The sequence below is a fragment of the Enterobacter cloacae genome, assembly GCF_013375935.1.
In the GTDB taxonomy this organism is placed as follows: domain Bacteria; phylum Pseudomonadota; class Gammaproteobacteria; order Enterobacterales; family Enterobacteriaceae; genus Enterobacter; species Enterobacter pasteurii.
In genome coordinates this window covers 1,232,399-1,250,487 of record NZ_CP056117.1, presented here as the reverse complement: position 1 = coordinate 1,250,487, position 18,089 = coordinate 1,232,399, and the positions used below count along the sequence as shown (strand labels likewise).

Sequence of the window (18,089 nt, the reverse complement as noted above, 5' to 3'; positions counted from 1 at the left end):
AAATACAAGAACACAAAAACAACATTACATCGGAGGGGAGCGTATGACGTATTCAGGTCGGGTGGATATTCAGCAGGTGATCGATGAAAGTCGCTTTTCAGGGTTTCACTGGCTTCTTATTGTGCTGGGCTTTCTGGTTCTGGCAATCGATGGTTTCGATACCGCCGCGATGGGTTACATCGCGCCGACGCTGTCGGCGGAGTGGGGTATACAAAAACAGGATCTGGGGCCGGTGCTGAGCGCGGCGCTGCTGGGGCTGTCGCTCGGGGCGCTTATAGCAGGTCCGGTATCGGACCGGATGGGGCGCAAGCGCGTGCTGATCTTTTCGTGCCTGTTCTTCGGCCTTGCGAGCCTGGGCACGGCCTGGGCGCAAAGCCTGAATACCCTGACGCTGTGGCGGTTCCTGACGGGCCTGGGGCTCGGCGCCGCGATGCCTAACGCCATCACGCTGATCTCAGAGTTTGCCCCCAGGCGCTGCCGCGCCATGGCGATTAATACCATGTACTGCGGTTTCCCTCTGGGTGCGGCAGGCGGCGGCGCGATCTCTTCCTGGCTTATCCCTCACCACGGCTGGCGAAGCGTGCTGCTGACCGGCGCGATTGCTCCGCTGATCTTAACGCTGCTGCTGGCGCTGCTGTTGCCGGAGTCGGTGAAGTTTCTGGTGCAGCGCGGGAAAGACGTCGTGCAGGTTCGCCGCATCGCCGGCCGGTTTGCCCGCAGCACGCTTGACGGCGTCACGGGCTTTTTCCTGGCGGAGGAAAAGGTTGCCGCTAAAAAGGGGAGCGTGGCACAGCTTTTTTCCATGCCCTGGCTTCCCGGCACGCTGATGCTGTGGGTGACTTATTTTATGGGGCTGGTCATTTACTACGTCCTGCTTAGCTGGATGCCGACGCTGATGCAGGGGATGGGCTATGCGCTGGCGGAATCCGCCTGGCTCACCTCGCTGTTCACCTTCGGCGGTACCGCAGGCATTCTGCTTGCGGGCTGGATGATGGACCGCTGGGAAGCACACAAGGTGGTCGCCGGAGGATTCGTGTTGACGATGGGCCTCATTCTTTTGCTTGGCCTTGAGCATAACCATATCGCCCTGTTTGGCGGCTTAATTTTCCTGATGGGGATCGCGATGAACGGCGCACAGTCGGGAATGCAAACCCTGGCCGCCACCTTTTACCCTACCGAATGCCGCGCGACGGGCATCGCCTGGATGCAGGGGATCGGCCGCTTTGGCGGCGTGGCGGGAACCATGACCAGCGCCCAGCTGCTTTCCATGCAGTGGCAGGCGGACAGTATTTTAATGATCCTCAGCGTGCCCGCCCTCGTGGCCGCGGCGGCCACCTGCTACAAAATGCTGCGCTGCCGCGCGCATGAACCCGGCGTCGCCTAGTCGCTCTCTTTTCTGCTATTCTGCCCCCGCAATTAAGGGGGCAGCATGCTTAACATCGTTTTATTCGAACCAGAAATTCCACCCAATACCGGCAATATCATCCGCCTGTGCGCCAACACCGGTTTTCGTCTGCACATTATTGAGCCGATGGGCTTTACGTGGGACGACAAACGCCTGCGCCGCGCGGGGCTGGATTATCATGAATTTACCGCCGTGGTTCGCCATCACGATTACGCCGCGTTTCTGGAAGCAGAGAAGCCGCAGCGCATGTTCGCCCTGACCACAAAAGGCACGCCAGCGCACAGCGCGGTAAGCTATCAGGATGGGGATTATCTGATGTTTGGCCCGGAAACCCGCGGCCTGCCGGCCACTATTCTTGATGCTTTACCGGCTGAACAAAAAATTCGTATTCCGATGATGCCGGACAGCCGCAGCATGAACCTGTCGAATGCGGTGTCGGTGGTGGTGTATGAGGCGTGGCGCCAGCTGGGATATCCCGGCGCGATACTGCGTAGCTAAAAGCAAGTCGGGTGGCTTGCGCCACCCGATTCGTCGTTGTTAGCCTGCTACCGCGATACGCTTCATGTCGGTCATGTAGCCGCGCAGTTTCTGGCCCACTTTCTCGATTTCGTGGCTGCGAATGGCTTCGTTTACGTCACGCAGCTGCGCGTTGTCTACCGCACCTTCCGCAATAGCCTTGCCCAGATCGCCAGCCTGCAGGGTGGTCATGAACTCTTTCAGCAGCGGTACGCAGGCGTAAGAGAACAGGTAGTTGCCGTATTCTGCGGTATCAGAGATAACCACGTTCATTTCGTACAGACGCTTACGGGCGATGGTGTTCGCGATCAGCGGCAGCTCGTGCAGTGATTCGTAGTACGCAGACTCCTCGATGATGCCGGAATCCACCATGGTTTCGAACGCCAGCTCAACGCCCGCTTTCACCATCGCGATCATCAGTACGCCTTTATCGAAGTACTCCTGCTCGCTGATTTTACCGTCGAACTGTGGCGCCGTTTCGAACGCGGTTTTACCGGTTTCTTCACGCCAGGTCAGCAGTTTTTTATCGTCGTTCGCCCAGTCCGCCATCATGCCGGAGGAGAACTCACCGGAGATGATGTCGTCCATGTGTTTCTGGAACAGCGGCGCCATGATGGTTTTCAGCTGTTCAGAGAGTGCGAACGCGCGCAGTTTTGCCGGGTTGGACAGGCGGTCCATCATCAGCGTAATGCCGCCCTGCTTCAGCGCTTCGGTGATGGTTTCCCAGCCGAACTGAATCAGTTTTTCCGCGTATGCCGGGTCGGTGCCCTCTTCCACCAGCTTGTCGAAGCACAGCAGGGAGCCGGCCTGGAGCATGCCGCACAGAATGGTCTGCTCGCCCATCAGGTCAGACTTCACTTCAGCAACGAAGGAGGATTCCAGCACGCCCGCACGGTGGCCGCCGGTAGCCGCTGCCCATGCTTTGGCAATGGCCATGCCTTCGCCTTTTGGATCGTTTTCCGGGTGAACCGCGATCAGCGTCGGCACGCCGAAGCCACGCTTGTACTCTTCGCGTACTTCCGTACCCGGGCATTTCGGTGCCACCATCACCACGGTGATGTCTTTACGGATCTGCTCGCCCACTTCAACGATGTTGAAGCCGTGGGAGTAACCCAGCGCGGCGCCGTCTTTCATCAGCGGCTGTACGGAACGCACAACGTCAGAGTGCTGCTTGTCTGGCGTCAGGTTTACCACCAGATCCGCCTGCGGGATCAGCTCTTCGTAGGTACCCACTTTAAAGCCGTTTTCGGTCGCTTTACGCCATGAAGCGCGCTTCTCAGCAATCGCTTCTTTGCGCAGGGCGTAGGCGATATCCAGCCCGGAGTCACGCATGTTCAGGCCCTGGTTCAGACCCTGCGCGCCACAGCCGACGATGACCACTTTTTTACCCTGAAGGTAGCTCGCGCCATCGGCAAATTCATCGCGCGCCATGAAGCGGCATTTGCCCAGCTGCGCCAGCTGCTGGCGCAGGTTCAGTGTATTAAAGTAGTTAGCCATGGGTGATACCTCGTGATGTTGTGTGTCTTATTGTTCGGTTCGCGTTTCAGCGAGAATGTACCCACATTACAACAGGAAATTTATTGCGGAAATTGATATATTCACAACGTCATGTTGCAATTTTTGCAATATAAAAAGAGGGAGTGGAATCGGTGGATTTACGCGATTTGAAAATGTTCCTGCATCTGGCGGAAAGCCGTCACTTTGGCCGCAGCGCCCGGGCGATGCACGTTAGCCCCTCCACGCTTTCGCGCCAGATCCAGCGCCTTGAAGAAGACCTTGGCCAGCCGCTGTTCGTGCGCGATAACCGCACCGTCACGCTCACGGAGGCCGGTGAGGAGCTGCGCATCTTTGCCCAGCAGACGTTGCTGCAGTATCAGCAGCTGCGGCACACCATCGACCAGCAGGGACCGTCACTCTCCGGCGAGCTGCATATTTTCTGCTCCGTAACTGCCGCCTACAGCCATCTTCCCCCCATCCTTGACCGCTTCCGCGCGGCGCATCCGTCGGTTGAAATTAAGCTCACCACGGGCGACGCCGCCGACGCGATGGAAAAAGTGGTGACGGGCGAAGCGGATCTCGCCATCGCCGGGAAGCCCGAAACGCTGCCGGGCGCGGTGGCATTCTCGATGCTGGAGAATCTGGCGGTGGTGCTGATTGCCCCGGCGCTGCCCTGCCCGGTGCGTAATCAGGTCTCGGTGGAGAAACCGGACTGGTCGACGGTGCCGTTTATCATGGCCGATCAGGGCCCGGTGCGCCGCCGCATTGAGCTGTGGTTCCGCCGTCAGAAGATCAGCAACCCGTCGATTTACGCCACGGTCAGCGGCCATGAGGCGATGGTGTCAATGGTGGCGCTCGGCTGCGGCGTGGCGCTGCTGCCGGAAGTGGTGCTGGAAAACAGCCCGGAGCCGGTGCGCAACCGCGTGATGATTCTGGAGCGCAGCGACGAGAAGACGCCGTTCGAGCTTGGCGTGTGCGCACAAAAAAAGCGGCTGCATGAGCCGCTTATCGATGCGTTCTGGAACATTCTGCCGAACCACTAGCCCGCCAGGAAAAAGCGGAACGCCGGGTTGTGGGTTTCGTCGTGACACTCATAGCCCAGCTCGTTCAGGCGCGTTTCGAAATCCGGCTCGTGATCGCCCAGCTCGAACGCCGCCAGCACGCGGCCGTAGTCGGTGCCGTGGCTGCGGTAGTGGAACAGCGAGATGTTCCAGTGCGTGCCCAGCGTGTGCAGGAACCTGAGCAGCGCGCCCGGCGATTCCGGGAACTCGAAGCTGAACAGGCGCTCCTTTAGCGGCTTCGACGGACGACCGCCGACCATATAACGCACATGCAGCTTCGCCATTTCATCGTCAGAGAGATCGACCACGCTGTAGCCGCCTTCATGCAGCAGGCTGAGGATCTCTTTGCGCTCCTCCACGCCGCGGCTCAGACGCACGCCGACAAAAATACAGGCGTCTTTGGCATCGGCGAAGCGGTAGTTAAACTCCGTCACCGAGCGGCCGCCCAGCAGCTGGCAGAACTTCAGGAAGCTGCCCTTCTCTTCCGGGATGGTCACTGCCAGCAGCGCTTCACGCTGTTCACCCAGCTCGCAGCGCTCGGAAACGTAGCGCAGGCCGTGGAAGTTCACGTTGGCACCAGACAGCACGTGCGCCAGACGTTCGCCGCGAATGTTGTGCCGGGCAACGTACTTTTTCATGCCCGCCAGCGCCAGCGCGCCGGACGGTTCCGCCACCGCACGCACGTCCTCGAAGAGATCTTTCATCGCCGCACAGATTGCGTCGCTGTCGACGGTGACGATATCGTCGAGATACTCCTGGCACAGACGGAACGTTTCATCGCCAATGCGTTTCACCGCCACGCCCTCGGCAAACAGCCCGACGCGCGGCAGATCCACCGGATGTCCGGCATCCAGCGCCGCCTTCAGGCAGGCAGAATCTTCCGCTTCAACGGCGATGACCTTGATCTGCGGCATCAGCTGTTTGATCAGCACCGCCACGCCCGCGGCTAAGCCGCCCCCGCCGACCGGGACGAAGACGCGGTCGAGATGGGCGTCCTGCTGCAGCAGCTCAAGCGCCAGCGTGCCCTGTCCGGCAATCACCATCGGATGGTCGAACGGCGGCACCCAGGTAAAGCCCTGCTGCTGCGCCAGCTCGATCGCTTTGGCTTTCGCTTCGTCGAAGTTGGCGCCGTGGAGCAGCACTTCGCCGCCGAACCCGCGCACCGCGTCGACCTTGATATCCGCGGTAGCGACCGGCATCACGATCAGCGCCTTCAGCCCTAAACGGGCAGAGGAGAACGCCACGCCCTGCGCGTGGTTGCCCGCCGAGGCGGTAATCACGCCGCGCGCTTTTTGCTCGTCCGTCAGCCCGGCCATCATCGCGTAGGCGCCGCGCAGCTTGAAGCTGTGCACCGGCTGGCGGTCTTCGCGCTTCACCAGGATCACGTTGTCGAGGCGCGAGGAGAGTTTTTCCATTTTTTGCAGGGGCGTGACCTGTACGGCTTCATAGACCGGCGCGCGCAGCACCGCTCTTAAATATTCCGCCCCCTCGGGGGCGGCGGATAAGGGTTGTGACTCGGCCATCATTAGCCCCCAAGTTTAGATTTATCGCGCACCGCGCCTTTATCTGCACTGGTGGCAAGGCTCGCGTAAGCGCGCAGGGCGAAGGAGACCTCACGCTGGCGATCTTTCGGCGTCCAGGCTTTGTCGCCGCGCGCTTCCTGCGCTTCACGACGGGCCGCAATTTCCTGGTCGCTCAGCCTGAGCTGAATGCCGCGATTCGGAATGTCGATTTCAATGAGGTCGCCATCTTCGATGATCGCGATGTTGCCGCCGCTTGCCGCTTCCGGGGAAACGTGGCCGATGGAGAGGCCAGACGTGCCGCCGGAGAAACGACCGTCGGTGATCAGCGCACACGCTTTGCCAAGGCCCATGGATTTCAGGAAGGTGGTTGGGTAGAGCATCTCCTGCATGCCAGGACCGCCTTTCGGCCCTTCATAGCGGATGACCACCACGTCGCCCTCCACCACTTTGCCGCCGAGGATGGCCTCTACCGCCTCGTCCTGGCTTTCGTACACTTTTGCCGGACCGGTGAACTTCAGGATGCTGTCGTCCACGCCTGCGGTTTTCACGATGCAGCCGTTTTCCGCGAAGTTGCCGTACAGCACGGCCAGGCCGCCGTCTTTGCTGTAGGCGTGTTCCAGCGAGCGGATGCAGCCTTCGGCGCGATCGTTATCCAGCGTGTCCCAGCGACAATCCTGCGAGAACGCCTGCGTGGTGCGAATACCGGCAGGACCGGCGCGGAACATGTTTTTAACCGCTTCGTCTTTGGTCAGCATCACGTCGTACTGGTCCAGCGACTCCGGCAGCGTCAGGCCAAGCACGTTTTTCACGTCACGGTTCAGCAGCCCGGCGCGATCCAGCTCGCCGAGAATGCCGATGACGCCGCCCGCGCGGTGTACGTCTTCCATATGATATTTCTGGGTACTCGGCGCGACTTTACACAGCTGCGGCACTTTGCGGGAGAGCTTGTCGATATCGCTCATGGTGAAGTCGATTTCGGCTTCCTGCGCGGCGGCCAGCAGGTGCAGGACGGTGTTGGTGGAGCCGCCCATGGCGATATCCAGCGTCATGGCGTTCTCAAACGCGGCCTTGCTGGCGATGTTGCGCGGCAGCGCGCTGGCGTCGTCCTGCTCGTAGTAGCGTTTCGTCAGCTCAACGATGCGCTTACCGGCATTCAGGAACAGCTGCTTACGGTCGGCATGGGTTGCCAGCAGCGAACCGTTGCCCGGCTGAGAGAGGCCCAGCGCTTCGGTCAGGCAGTTCATGGAGTTAGCCGTGAACATCCCGGAACAGGAGCCGCAGGTCGGGCACGCGGAGCGTTCCACCTGGTCGCTCTGCTCGTCAGACACTTTCGGATCCGCGCCCTGAATCATCGCGTCGACCAGGTCGAGCTTGATGATTTTGTCGGAAAGCTTGGTTTTTCCCGCTTCCATCGGGCCGCCGGAGACGAAGATCACCGGAATGTTCAGGCGCAGGGAGGCCATCAGCATCCCCGGGGTGATTTTATCGCAGTTCGAGATACAGACCATCGCATCGGCGCAGTGGGCGTTGACCATGTACTCCACCGAGTCGGCAATCAGCTCGCGCGACGGCAGTGAATAGAGCATGCCCCCGTGCCCCATCGCGATACCGTCATCCACCGCAATGGTGTTGAACTCTTTTGCCACGCCGCCGGAGGCTTCGATTTGTTCGGCTACCAGTTTACCGAGGTCGCGCAGGTGTACGTGGCCGGGTACAAACTGGGTGAAGGAGTTCACCACGGCGATAATCGGCTTGCCGAAATCGGCGTCGGTCATTCCGGTGGCGCGCCAGAGCGCGCGGGCACCCGCCATGTTACGACCGTGGGTGGTGGTGGCTGAACGATACTTAGGCATGCTTTATTTACTCCCGTCTGACTATGCAGTGGGACGGTGCGAGCCGTCCCAAATTTATATTTAGTGATTAACCTGATCCAACCAGCCGTATTTGTCTTCTGTTTCGCCGGTGAAGAGGCCGAAGAACGCCTGCTGAATGCGTTTGGTGACCGGACCACAGCGGCCTTCGCCCACCTGGATCCCGTCTACGCTGCGCACCGGCGTGATTTCAGCCGCGGTACCGGACATAAAGACTTCATCGGCCAGATACAGGGATTCGCGGGACAGCACCTGCTCGCGCACTTCGATACCGAGGTCTTTCGCCAGCCTGATGATCGCGTCACGGGTGATGCCCGGCAGCGCGGAGGAGGTAAACGGCGGGGTGAACAGAATGCCGTCTTTCACTTCGAACAGGTTTTCGCCCGCGCCTTCGGAGATGTAGCCATTGACGTCGAGTGCGATACCTTCCTGATAGCCGTGGCGGCGCGCTTCGCTGCCGACCAGCAGTGAGGAGAGGTAGTTACCGCCCGCTTTAGCGGCGGTTGGAATGGTGTTAGGCGCAACGCGGTTCCAGGAAGACACCATGGCGTCGATCCCCTGATCCAGCGCTTCCGCACCCAGATAGGCGCCCCACGGGAACGCGGCAATGATCACATCGGTGCTGTAACCGGCTGGCGGGTTTACGCCCATGCCGACGTCGCCCACGAAGACCAGCGGACGAATATAGGCGCTGGTGAGGTTGTTCTTGCGAATCACCTCGCGGCAGGCTTCCATCAGCTCATCCACGCTTTGAGAGACCGGGAAACGATAAATTTTGGCTGAGTCATGCAGACGCTGCATGTGTTCGCGATGGCGGAACACCACTGGCCCTTTGTGAGAATCGTAGCAACGGATGCCTTCAAAAACGGAGGTACCGTAGTGCAGCGCGTGGGACATCACGTGGACCTTCGCGTCCTCCCAGCGAACCATCTCACCATTGAACCAAATGTAATCAGCTTTTTTTGTCGTCATTTTTTCGTCCTGTCACGCTTAAGCGCGGATTTGTTGTGATGTGGTTGTGCTCTGGCAGATGGCAACATGGGCAACGTCTACCAACTTTGATAACTGACTAAACAGTAAGTCGACCGGCCGCGGGCTGGCAACGGTTAATTCGATACTGATGTTTTGCGCGTCGGTGGCCGTTTCCATATTCATTGCGCAAATTTGAAAACCGCGATGACGGACCACGCGCAAAACGCGTTCTAACGTTTCCGGGTTGAAGCGAGCCTGCACGGCGACCTGATGTTGCATCATGATAATTTCTCCAGCATTTGTGAGTTACTGGCACCGGGCGGTACCAACGGCCAGACGTTCTCAAGCTCGTCGATTGAGACATGAAGCAGGTAAGGCCCTTCGCTTGACAGCATGGTGTCGAGTGCCGCTTCAACCTGGTCTTTACGGGTGATGTGCTGGCCAGGGATACCGAAGGCGCTGGCCAGAGTCAGAAAATCGGGGTTATCGGTGAGGGTCGTTTCGCTGTAACGCTCCTGGAAGAACAGCTGCTGCCACTGACGCACCATCCCCAGACGCTGGTTATCGAGCAATACGATCTTCAGCGGCAACTGCTTGCGCTTAACGGTGCCGAGCTCCTGGACGTTCATCATGAAGGAGCCGTCACCGGAGATACAGATAACGGTATCGTTCGGGCGGGCAACCTGTGCACCCACGGCAGCAGGCAGGCCGAAGCCCATCGTGCCCAGGCCGCTGGAGGTGATGAAGTTTTCCGGGCGGGTGTAGGTCATGTGCTGGGCTGACCACATCTGGTGCTGGCCCACGTCCGTTGTCACCACGCTGTCTGCCGGTTTACGGTCGGACAACTGCTTCAACAGCAGCGGCGCGTAGATGGCCTCGCCGGGATGGTCGTAACGCCAGGCATGTTCAGCGCGCATGTCTGCGGTGTGCTGGCGCCATGCGCCGATCTCCAGCGGCTGTGCCAGCGCCGGTAACAGCGCGTTGAGATCGCCCTGCAGCGCGACGTGCGCCTGACGCAGCTTGTTCATTTCCGCCGGATCGATATCCATATGGATGACTTTGGCATTCGGCGCGAAGGTATTCAGCTTGCCGGTGACGCGGTCGTCAAAACGCGCTCCGACAGCGATAAGCACGTCGCACTCCTGCACCGCCAGGTTAGCCGCTTTGGTGCCGTGCATGCCCAGCATGCCGAGGTAGTACGGGTAATCCGCCTCTACCGCACCCAGACCTTTCAGCGTGCAGGTGGCGGGAATTTGCGTGGTGGCGATAAACGCGCGAAGCGCCGGGACGGCCTGGGCCATGCCCACACCGCCGCCTACGTACAGCATCGGCTGCTTCGCCTGCGCCATCATCTGACGCGCCTCTTCAACCTCCGCGTGCGGAAACGCATCGTCGCTTTCCACGGTGGAGAAGTGCGGCTCCAGATCGCCGAGCGCGACCTGGATATCTTTCGGGATATCAACCAGAACCGGGCCCGGACGGCCAGAGCTGGCAACTTCGAACGCTTCGGCCATCACGCGCGGCAGCTCTTCGAGGGACTGAACGAGGAAGCTGTGTTTGGTGCAGGCCAGGGATAAGCCAAGCACGTCAACTTCCTGGAAGGCATCGGTACCGATGAATGGAGAGGCCACCTGGCCAGTGATCGCCACCACGGGAACGGAGTCGAGCAGTGCGTCAGCCAGGCCGGTAATCAGGTTAGTTGCACCCGGACCGGAGGTCGCCATACACACGCCGGTTTTCCCGGTCGCGCGGGCATAGCCGATAGCTGCCATTGCTGCGCCCTGCTCATGTCGGCACAAGAGGTGCTCCACGCCGCCGTCATACAGTGCATCGTAAATCGGCATAATTGCGCCACCCGGATAACCGAATACGGTTTCGACTCCCTGCGCGCGCAACGCATGTACTACCCATTGTGCCCCATTCATAGTTAGTTCCCCGTCATAAATCTGGAGAAACAGAATTTTGTGCTAGTGGTCATTCTCTGCTCCTCATTTAAGTTTTTTAGTCATAAAAAAACCCCCGGACCTTTCGGTGCGGGGGTCTTAGTTCGTTAAGGCTTGATTCTTAAGCCTTTCCTCGTCCAAGTGCAGCCCCGCACGGTGGGATAATAATCACCACCACGCTAATCACGACCAGGCTAATCACTAGTAGAAGGGCTGTCATTTTCTGTTCTTTTTGCATCTTGTTCGAAGGAATACCTAAAGAGTTACCACAGATATTTCATATGACACAAGATTTTTTTATGGCGAATTTCTGTAGCAGGCAAACTATTTCTATTAAAACCTTTGTTTTATATAGGGAAAAAATGGAAATGAAGTTTTTTCATTTTTTCGCCTGGTTCCCGCAGGCAAAACGCGCGTCATTTCTTTTCTGCGAGGCCAGTTCCGCAATCGTGCAATGATTGCAGTTTGTCGCGAAAAAGTAGGAACGCGCGCCGTAATTCGGTCATTCAACGCTAAACAGTGCGCAACCTTACTGGCATAGTCATCGCCAGGGAGGTGCTTATGTCACTGTCTGTTGTTTATACACGCGCGGCTATCGGAGTGAAGGCACCGCTTATTTCTGTGGAGGTCCATTTAAGTAATGGACTGCCCGGACTGACGCTTGTCGGCTTACCCGAAACGACCGTCAAAGAGGCGAGGGATCGCGTACGCAGTGCAATCATCAATAGCGGTTATGCTTTTCCCGCGAAGAAGATCACCATTAATCTGGCGCCTGCTGATTTACCAAAGGAGGGCGGGCGATATGATTTACCTATTGCTATAGCGCTTCTCGCGGCTTCTGAACAGCTCAACACCCCGACGTTAAGCTCCTGCGAGTTCGTAGGTGAATTAGCGCTTACAGGCGCGTTAAGAGGCGTTCCCGGCGCTATCTCGGGTGCGCTTGAAGCCATACGCGCAGGGAGACAAATCATTGTAGCCAATGAAAATGCCTCTGAAGTCAGCCTTATCGCCGAAAAGGGGTGTCTGGTAGCGGGTCATTTACAGGAGGTTTGCGCCTGGCTGGAAGGCCGACACGAGCTTGCCGAACCGCAGGAGAGTGACGAGGCGGTGCCAGATTCGCCCGATGACCTCAGCGATATTATGGGTCAGGATCAGGGTAAGCGGGCGTTAGAGATAACCGCCGCGGGTGGGCATAATCTGCTGCTTATCGGTCCGCCAGGCACGGGTAAAACGATGCTGGCGAGCAGGTTAAGCGGCCTGCTGCCGCCCCTCAATAATCACGAAGCGCTCGAAAGCGCCGCGATTTTCAGCCTGGTCAGCGCAACGTCGCTGCATAATCAGTGGCGCCGCCGCCCTTTTCGCTCTCCCCATCACAGCGCGTCTCTCACCGCCATGGTGGGCGGAGGGTCAATTCCAGGACCGGGTGAAATCTCACTGGCGCACAACGGTATCCTGTTTCTGGATGAATTACCCGAGTTTGAACGCCGCGTGCTGGATGCGCTGCGGGAACCGATTGAATCTGGCGAGATCCATCTCTCTCGTACACGAGCCAAAATAAGCTATCCAGCGCGGTTTCAGCTGGTGGCCGCGATGAACCCCAGCCCAACGGGCCATTATCAGGGTAACCATAACCGCTGCACGCCGGAGCAGACGCTGCGTTACCTGAGTAAGCTGTCCGGGCCCTTTCTTGACCGTTTTGATTTATCGCTGGAGATCCCTCTGCCTCCTCCCGGCCTGCTGAGGCAAACCGGTTTGAAAGGCGAAAGTTCGGCAGTCGTGCGGGAACGCGTCATTACGGCGCAGGCGCGGCAGTATGCTCGTCAGAACACGCTGAATGCCCGGCTGGATAACGCCGGGATCCGACAATTCTGTTCTCTCACCGCGGAGGATGCAGGCTGGCTGGAAGAAACGCTGACGCGTTTTGGGCTATCCATTCGCGCATGGCAGCGTTTGTTAAAAGTAGCGCGTACTATCGCCGACGTGGAGGGTTGCACAGGAATTGAGAGGCGACATTTGCAGGAGGCACTTAGCTATCGGGCGATAGATCGCTTGCTGCTGCATCTGCAAAAAATGCTGGCATAAAAAAAGGGGCCGTAGCCCCTTCTCTTCTTAGTCGTCAGACTCGGTGTAGTCTTCAGCACCTTCCATCTGCGGCTTACCGCCGGACAGCGTATGGAAACGCTTAGGACGCTTGATGCGAGCCATATACTTGATCCATACACGTTCTGCATCAGACTGCGGCTCACGCTCACCACGGCAAACAGAGACAAACTGTTTTTCGTCTTCGGTTGCTGGTTCACGTTTACCCAGATCCAGCTCGTTAAAGGCATAACCATGGCGCTCAAGAAGTTGAGCTTCTTTGATAGTGAAATCGCCGTGACGAGAGAACCCGCGCGGATAATGTTTATTGTCGAAAAAACGATTAGTCGTCGTAAAGCTTTCCGCCATCCTACACGCTCCTAATTCTTTGGCCGAGCTATTTATGGCGCGGAGTATTAGTTACGCTTGACAGAGTGTAAAACAAAACATTTAAATCATAACGACAAATAATTTTGTGGAGAAAGATGTGGATACGGAATTGCTAAAAACTTTCCTCGAAGTGAGCAGAACGCGACACTTTGGGCGAGCCGCTGAAGCCCTTTACCTGACGCAGTCAGCAGTCAGTTTTCGTATTCGACAGCTGGAAAATCAACTGGGTGTGAATCTGTTCACCCGTCATCGCAACAATATCCGCTTAACGCCGGCCGGTGAAAAACTGCTGCCGTATGCAGAAACCTTGATGAATACCTGGCAGGCGGCGCGAAAGGAGGTTGCGCACACTTCCCGACATAATGAATTCTCCATAGGAGCCAGCGCGTCTCTTTGGGAATGCATGCTCAGCCAGTGGCTTACGCGACTGTATCGCTCGCATAACCATCTACAGTTCGAGGCCCGAATTGCGCAACGTCAGTCGCTGGTAAAGCAACTCCACGAGCGCCAGCTGGATCTTCTGATCACTACCGAAGCGCCCAAGATGGACGAATTTAGCAGCCAGATTGTAGGGCAGTTTAGCCTGGCGCTGTATGCAACAGAGCCTTCAATGATGAAGGCAGACCTCAATTATTTACGCCTGGAATGGGGCCCGGACTTTCAGCAGCATGAGGCTGGGTTAATTGCCAGTGATGATATCCCGCAGCTCACGACAAGCTCTGCGGAGATCGCCTGCCAGCAGCTTCCCTCGCTGAAAGGGTGTACCTGGCTACCCGTTCGCTGGGCAGATAATAAACCTGAGCTCCATGTTGTCACCGATTCGACGACGCTCTCCAGACCGCTGTATGCCATTTGGCTGCAAAACAGCGATAAGCAGTCGCAGATTAAAGATCTTTTGAAAATCAGTATACTGGATTAACGCAAAAGCCTGCGGAAACGCAGGCTGCACAAATTTCAGGAAGGTTTTCGCCTGTTTTACAGGAAAAAAAAAAAATCCTTTGCCGAAGCAAAGGATTCTATATGGCAGGGGCGGAGAGACTCGAACTCGCGACACCCGGTTTTGGAGACCGGTGCTCTACCAACTGAGCTACGCCCCTAAAGTTTTTTGCCATTAAGCCTGCCGATAAGGCAGGCTTAATGTCTTAATAAGTGGCGGAACGGACGGGACTCGAACCCGCGACCCCCTGCGTGACAGGCAGGTATTCTAACCGACTGAACTACCGCTCCACCGAATACTTCTGTAACCACCGGATTAATGCACCGGCTCACTACTTAATTTGATGCCTGGCAGTTCCCTACTCTCACATGGGGAGACCCCACACTACCATCGGCGCTACGGCGTTTCACTTCTGAGTTCGGCATGGGGTCAGGTGGGACCACCGCGCTAAAGCCGCCAGGCAAATTCTGTTAATCTGTATCAGGCTGAAAAATCTGTCTCTTCGCCAAAACATCTTCGGCGTTGTAAGGTTAAGCCTCACGGTTCATTAGTATCGGTTAGCTCAACGCATCGCTGCGCTTACACACCCGACCTATCAACGTCATAGTCTTTAACGTTCCTTCAGGAGACTTAAAGTCTCAGGGAGAACTCATCTCGGGGCAAGTTTCGTGCTTAGATGCTTTCAGCACTTATCTCTTCCGCATTTAGCTACCGGGCAGTGCCATTGGCATGACAACCCGAACACCAGTGATGCGTCCACTCCGGTCCTCTCGTACTAGGAGCAGCCCCCTCAATTCTCCAGCGCCCACGGCAGATAGGGACCGAACTGTCTCACGACGTTCTAAACCCAGCTCGCGTACCACTTTAAATGGCGAACAGCCATACCCTTGGGACCTACTTCAGCCCCAGGATGTGATGAGCCGACATCGAGGTGCCAAACACCGCCGTCGATATGAACTCTTGGGCGGTATCAGCCTGTTATCCCCGGAGTACCTTTTATCCGTTGAGCGATGGCCCTTCCATTCAGAACCACCGGATCACTATGACCTGCTTTCGCACCTGCTCGCGCCGTCACGCTCGCAGTCAAGCTGGCTTATGCCATTGCACTAACCTCCTGATGTCCGACCAGGATTAGCCAACCTTCGTGCTCCTCCGTTACTCTTTGGGAGGAGACCGCCCCAGTCAAACTACCCACCAGACACTGTCCGCAACCCGGATTACGGGTCTACGTTAGAACACCAGCCATTAAAGGGTGGTATTTCAAGGGCGGCTCCACGCAGACTGGCGTCCACGCTTCAAAGCCTCCCACCTATCCTACACATCAAGGACCAGTGTTCAGTGTCAAGCTATAGTAAAGGTTCACGGGGTCTTTCCGTCTTGCCGCGGGTACACTGCATCTTCACAGCGAGTTCAATTTCACTGAGTCTCGGGTGGAGACAGCCTGGCCATCATTACGCCATTCGTGCAGGTCGGAACTTACCCGACAAGGAATTTCGCTACCTTAGGACCGTTATAGTTACGGCCGCCGTTTACCGGGGCTTCGATCAAGAGCTTCGCGTTACCGCTAACCCCATCAATTAACCTTCCGGCACCGGGCAGGCGTCACACCGTATACGTCCACTTTCGTGTTTGCACAGTGCTGTGTTTTTAATAAACAGTTGCAGCCAGCTGGTATCTTCGACTGATTTCAGCTCCACCCGCAGGGGCTTCACCTACATATCAGCGTGCCTTCTCCCGAAGTTACGGCACCATTTTGCCTAGTTCCTTCACCCGAGTTCTCTCAAGCGCCTTGGTATTCTCTACCTGACCACCTGTGTCGGTTTGGGGTACGATTTCGTGTTACCTGATGCTTAGAGGCTTTTCCTGGAAGCAGGGCATTTGTTACTTCAGCACCGTAGTGCCTCGTCATCACACCTCAGCGTTAAAAAGGTACCGGATTTACCTGGAACCTCCGCCTACATGCTTAAACCGGGACAACCGTCGCCCGGCTAACATAGCCTTCTCCGTCCCCCCTTCGCAGTAACACCAAGTACAGGAATATTAACCTGTTTCCCATCGACTACGCCTTTCGGCCTCGCCTTAGGGGTCGACTCACCCTGCCCCGATTAACGTTGGACAGGAACCCTTGGTCTTCCGGCGAGCGGGCTTTTCACCCGCTTTATCGTTACTTATGTCAGCATTCGCACTTCTGATACCTCCAGCATGCCTCACAGCACACCTTCAACGGCTTACAGAACGCTCCCCTACCCAACAACACATAGTGTCGCTGCCGCAGCTTCGGTGCATGGTTTAGCCCCGTTACATCTTCCGCGCAGGCCGACTCGACCAGTGAGCTATTACGCTTTCTTTAAATGATGGCTGCTTCTAAGCCAACATCCTGGCTGTCTGTGCCTTCCCACATCGTTTCCCACTTAACCATGACTTTGGGACCTTAGCTGGCGGTCTGGGTTGTTTCCCTCTTCACGACGGACGTTAGCACCCGCCGTGTGTCTCCCGTGATAACATTCTTCGGTATTCGTAGTTTGCATCGGGTTGGTAAGCCGGGATGGCCCCCTAGCCGAAACAGTGCTCTACCCCCGAAGATGAGTTCACGAGGCGCTACCTAAATAGCTTTCGGGGAGAACCAGCTATCTCCCGGTTTGATTGGCCTTTCACCCCCAGCCACAGGTCATCCGCTAATTTTTCAACATTAGTCGGTTCGGTCCTCCAGTTAGTGTTACCCAACCTTCAACCTGCCCATGGCTAGATCACCGGGTTTCGGGTCTATACCCTGCAACTTAACGCCCAGTTAAGACTCGGTTTCCCTTCGGCTCCCCTATACGGTTAACCTTGCTACAGAATATAAGTCGCTGACCCATTATACAAAAGGTACGCAGTCACCCCATAAAGAGGCTCCCACTGCTTGTACGTACACGGTTTCAGGTTCTTTTTCACTCCCCTCGCCGGGGTTCTTTTCGCCTTTCCCTCACGGTACTGGTTCACTATCGGTCAGTCAGGAGTATTTAGCCTTGGAGGATGGTCCCCCCATATTCAGACAGGATACCACGTGTCCCGCCCTACTCTTCGAGTTCACAGCAAGTGCATTTTCGTGTACGGGACTATCACCCTGTACCGTCGGACTTTCCAGACCGTTCCACTAACACACAAGCTGATTCAGACTCCGGGCTGCTCCCCGTTCGCTCGCCGCTACTGGGGGAATCTCGGTTGATTTCTTTTCCTCGGGGTACTTAGATGTTTCAGTTCCCCCGGTTCGCCTCGTTAGCCTATGTATTTAGCTAACGATAGTGCAACGGATTGCACTGGGTTTCCCCATTCGGACATCGCCGGGTCAAGGGTTCATATCACCTCGCCGGCGCTTTTCGCAGATTAGCACGTCCTTCATCGCCTCTGACTGCCAGGGCATCCACCGTGTACGCTTAGTCGCTTAACCTCACAACCCGAAGATGTTTCACTTCTGATTGCGAAAATTTGAGAGACTCGAACACACATGAGCTGTGTGTCGTTTCAATTTTCAGCTTGATCCAGATTTTTAAAGAGCAAAACTTCGCAGTGCACCTTTTCAGGTTCACTCTGAAGTTTTCTTGTTTTGCAGTAAAGGATGGTGGAGCTATGCGGGATCGAACCGCAGACCTCCTGCGTGCAAGGCAGGCGCTCTCCCAGCTGAGCTATAGCCCCATCGTAGTGATCTCTCTACCGGTAATTTTTGTTGAGGCAAGGCGTGGTGACACGAAGCATACCTGAGTATGTGAGTGTCGCCGCAACGCAGCATCAGCAAAAATTTGGTAGGCCTGAGTGGACTTGAACCACCGACCTCACCCTTATCAGGGGTGCGCTCTAACCACCTGAGCTACAAGCCTGCAGAGATTTTTTACTGCTGTTTTTCATCAGACAATCT

Annotated in this window: 14 protein-coding genes, 4 tRNA genes and 2 rRNA genes; 5 read left to right on the top strand and 15 right to left on the bottom strand. The window is 56.8% G+C overall.

Features of this window, described 5'->3' with window-relative positions; all coding sequences use genetic code 11:
• The first annotated feature begins 43 nt into the window (after positions 1–43).
• Positions 44–1,384 carry an MFS transporter gene (locus tag HWQ14_RS05905; RefSeq protein WP_176609212.1) on the top strand — a complete coding sequence of 447 codons (1,341 nt, stop codon included), beginning with the start codon at positions 44–46 and terminating at the stop codon, positions 1,382–1,384.
• 45 nt (positions 1,385–1,429) lie between these two features.
• Positions 1,430–1,903 (top strand): tRNA (uridine(34)/cytosine(34)/5-carboxymethylaminomethyluridine(34)-2'-O)-methyltransferase TrmL, encoded by a 474-nt coding sequence (trmL, locus tag HWQ14_RS05900; RefSeq protein WP_006808633.1) that lies wholly within the window; start codon positions 1,430–1,432, stop codon positions 1,901–1,903.
• A 39-nt stretch (positions 1,904–1,942) separates the two neighbouring features.
• Here trmL and ilvC read toward each other — a convergent pair whose 3' ends face one another.
• Entirely contained in the window at positions 1,943–3,418 is a 1,476-nt protein-coding gene (gene ilvC, locus HWQ14_RS05895) for a ketol-acid reductoisomerase (RefSeq protein ID WP_148422467.1), read from the bottom strand.
• A 152-nt stretch (positions 3,419–3,570) separates the two neighbouring features.
• Here ilvC and ilvY point away from each other — a divergent pair, with 152 nt between their 5' ends.
• The gene (gene ilvY, locus HWQ14_RS05890) at positions 3,571–4,461 is read left to right on the top strand and encodes an HTH-type transcriptional activator IlvY (protein WP_148422466.1); all 891 of its coding nucleotides are present in this window, start codon (positions 3,571–3,573) and stop codon (positions 4,459–4,461) included.
• Here the strand turns inward: ilvY and ilvA are convergent.
• The 7 genes from ilvA to ilvL form a co-directional block, all read right to left on the bottom strand.
• Positions 4,458–6,002: a threonine ammonia-lyase, biosynthetic gene (ilvA, locus tag HWQ14_RS05885; RefSeq protein ID WP_176611159.1), complete on the bottom strand. Its 1,545-nt coding sequence runs from the start codon at positions 6,000–6,002 to the stop codon at positions 4,458–4,460. The two genes, ilvY and ilvA, sit on opposite strands and share 4 nt — an antisense overlap.
• Positions 6,003–6,004: 2 nt before the next feature.
• Positions 6,005–7,855 carry a dihydroxy-acid dehydratase gene (gene ilvD, locus HWQ14_RS05880; RefSeq protein ID WP_148422465.1) on the bottom strand — a complete coding sequence of 617 codons (1,851 nt, stop codon included), beginning with the start codon at positions 7,853–7,855 and terminating at the stop codon, positions 6,005–6,007.
• A gap of 60 nt (positions 7,856–7,915) precedes the next feature.
• Positions 7,916–8,845 carry a branched-chain-amino-acid transaminase gene (ilvE, locus tag HWQ14_RS05875; RefSeq protein ID WP_176609211.1) on the bottom strand — a complete coding sequence of 310 codons (930 nt, stop codon included), beginning with the start codon at positions 8,843–8,845 and terminating at the stop codon, positions 7,916–7,918.
• An 18-nt stretch (positions 8,846–8,863) separates the two neighbouring features.
• A complete protein-coding gene (ilvM, locus tag HWQ14_RS05870) occupies positions 8,864–9,127 on the bottom strand; it encodes an acetolactate synthase 2 small subunit (RefSeq protein WP_148422463.1) in 264 nt (87 codons plus the stop codon).
• The gene (gene ilvG / locus HWQ14_RS05865) at positions 9,124–10,770 is read right to left on the bottom strand and encodes an acetolactate synthase 2 catalytic subunit (protein ID WP_176609210.1); all 1,647 of its coding nucleotides are present in this window, start codon (positions 10,768–10,770) and stop codon (positions 9,124–9,126) included. Before ilvG ends, ilvM begins: the two co-directional genes overlap by 4 nt.
• Positions 10,771–10,772: 2 nt before the next feature.
• The gene (gene ilvX / locus HWQ14_RS23150; RefSeq protein WP_166792073.1) at positions 10,773–10,823 is read right to left on the bottom strand and encodes a peptide IlvX; all 51 of its coding nucleotides are present in this window, start codon (positions 10,821–10,823) and stop codon (positions 10,773–10,775) included.
• An 86-nt stretch (positions 10,824–10,909) separates the two neighbouring features.
• The gene (gene ilvL, locus HWQ14_RS05860) at positions 10,910–11,008 is read right to left on the bottom strand and encodes an ilv operon leader peptide (RefSeq protein WP_023620831.1); all 99 of its coding nucleotides are present in this window, start codon (positions 11,006–11,008) and stop codon (positions 10,910–10,912) included.
• Positions 11,009–11,349: 341 nt separating this feature from the next.
• On the opposite strand from ilvL, the gene HWQ14_RS05855 reads away from it, so the two are divergent.
• Positions 11,350–12,870 (top strand): YifB family Mg chelatase-like AAA ATPase, encoded by a 1,521-nt coding sequence (locus HWQ14_RS05855; RefSeq protein ID WP_148422461.1) that lies wholly within the window; start codon positions 11,350–11,352, stop codon positions 12,868–12,870.
• Between the two features lie 27 nt (positions 12,871–12,897).
• Here HWQ14_RS05855 and HWQ14_RS05850 read toward each other — a convergent pair whose 3' ends face one another.
• Complete coding sequence (locus tag HWQ14_RS05850; protein ID WP_006808641.1) at positions 12,898–13,236, bottom strand: DUF413 domain-containing protein; 339 nt, start codon at positions 13,234–13,236, stop codon at positions 12,898–12,900.
• Positions 13,237–13,354: 118 nt separating this feature from the next.
• Here HWQ14_RS05850 and hdfR point away from each other — a divergent pair, with 118 nt between their 5' ends.
• Positions 13,355–14,176, top strand: coding sequence for an HTH-type transcriptional regulator HdfR (gene hdfR, locus HWQ14_RS05845; RefSeq protein WP_148422503.1), 822 nt, complete (start codon positions 13,355–13,357; stop codon positions 14,174–14,176).
• Positions 14,177–14,278: 102 nt separating this feature from the next.
• On the opposite strand, the gene HWQ14_RS05840 is transcribed toward hdfR, so the two are convergent.
• The 6 genes from HWQ14_RS05840 to HWQ14_RS05815 form a co-directional block, all read right to left on the bottom strand.
• Positions 14,279–14,354 (bottom strand) — tRNA-Trp (locus HWQ14_RS05840).
• 53 nt (positions 14,355–14,407) lie between these two features.
• A tRNA-Asp gene (locus tag HWQ14_RS05835) sits at positions 14,408–14,484 on the bottom strand.
• Positions 14,485–14,539: 55 nt separating this feature from the next.
• Positions 14,540–14,655: ribosomal RNA gene (rrf, locus tag HWQ14_RS05830) — 5S ribosomal RNA — on the bottom strand.
• Positions 14,656–14,720: 65 nt separating this feature from the next.
• Positions 14,721–17,624 (bottom strand): 23S ribosomal RNA (locus HWQ14_RS05825).
• A gap of 169 nt (positions 17,625–17,793) precedes the next feature.
• Positions 17,794–17,869, bottom strand: a tRNA-Ala gene (locus HWQ14_RS05820).
• 105 nt (positions 17,870–17,974) lie between these two features.
• Positions 17,975–18,051: transfer RNA gene (locus tag HWQ14_RS05815), tRNA-Ile, on the bottom strand.
• Positions 18,052–18,089 lie beyond the last annotated feature (38 nt).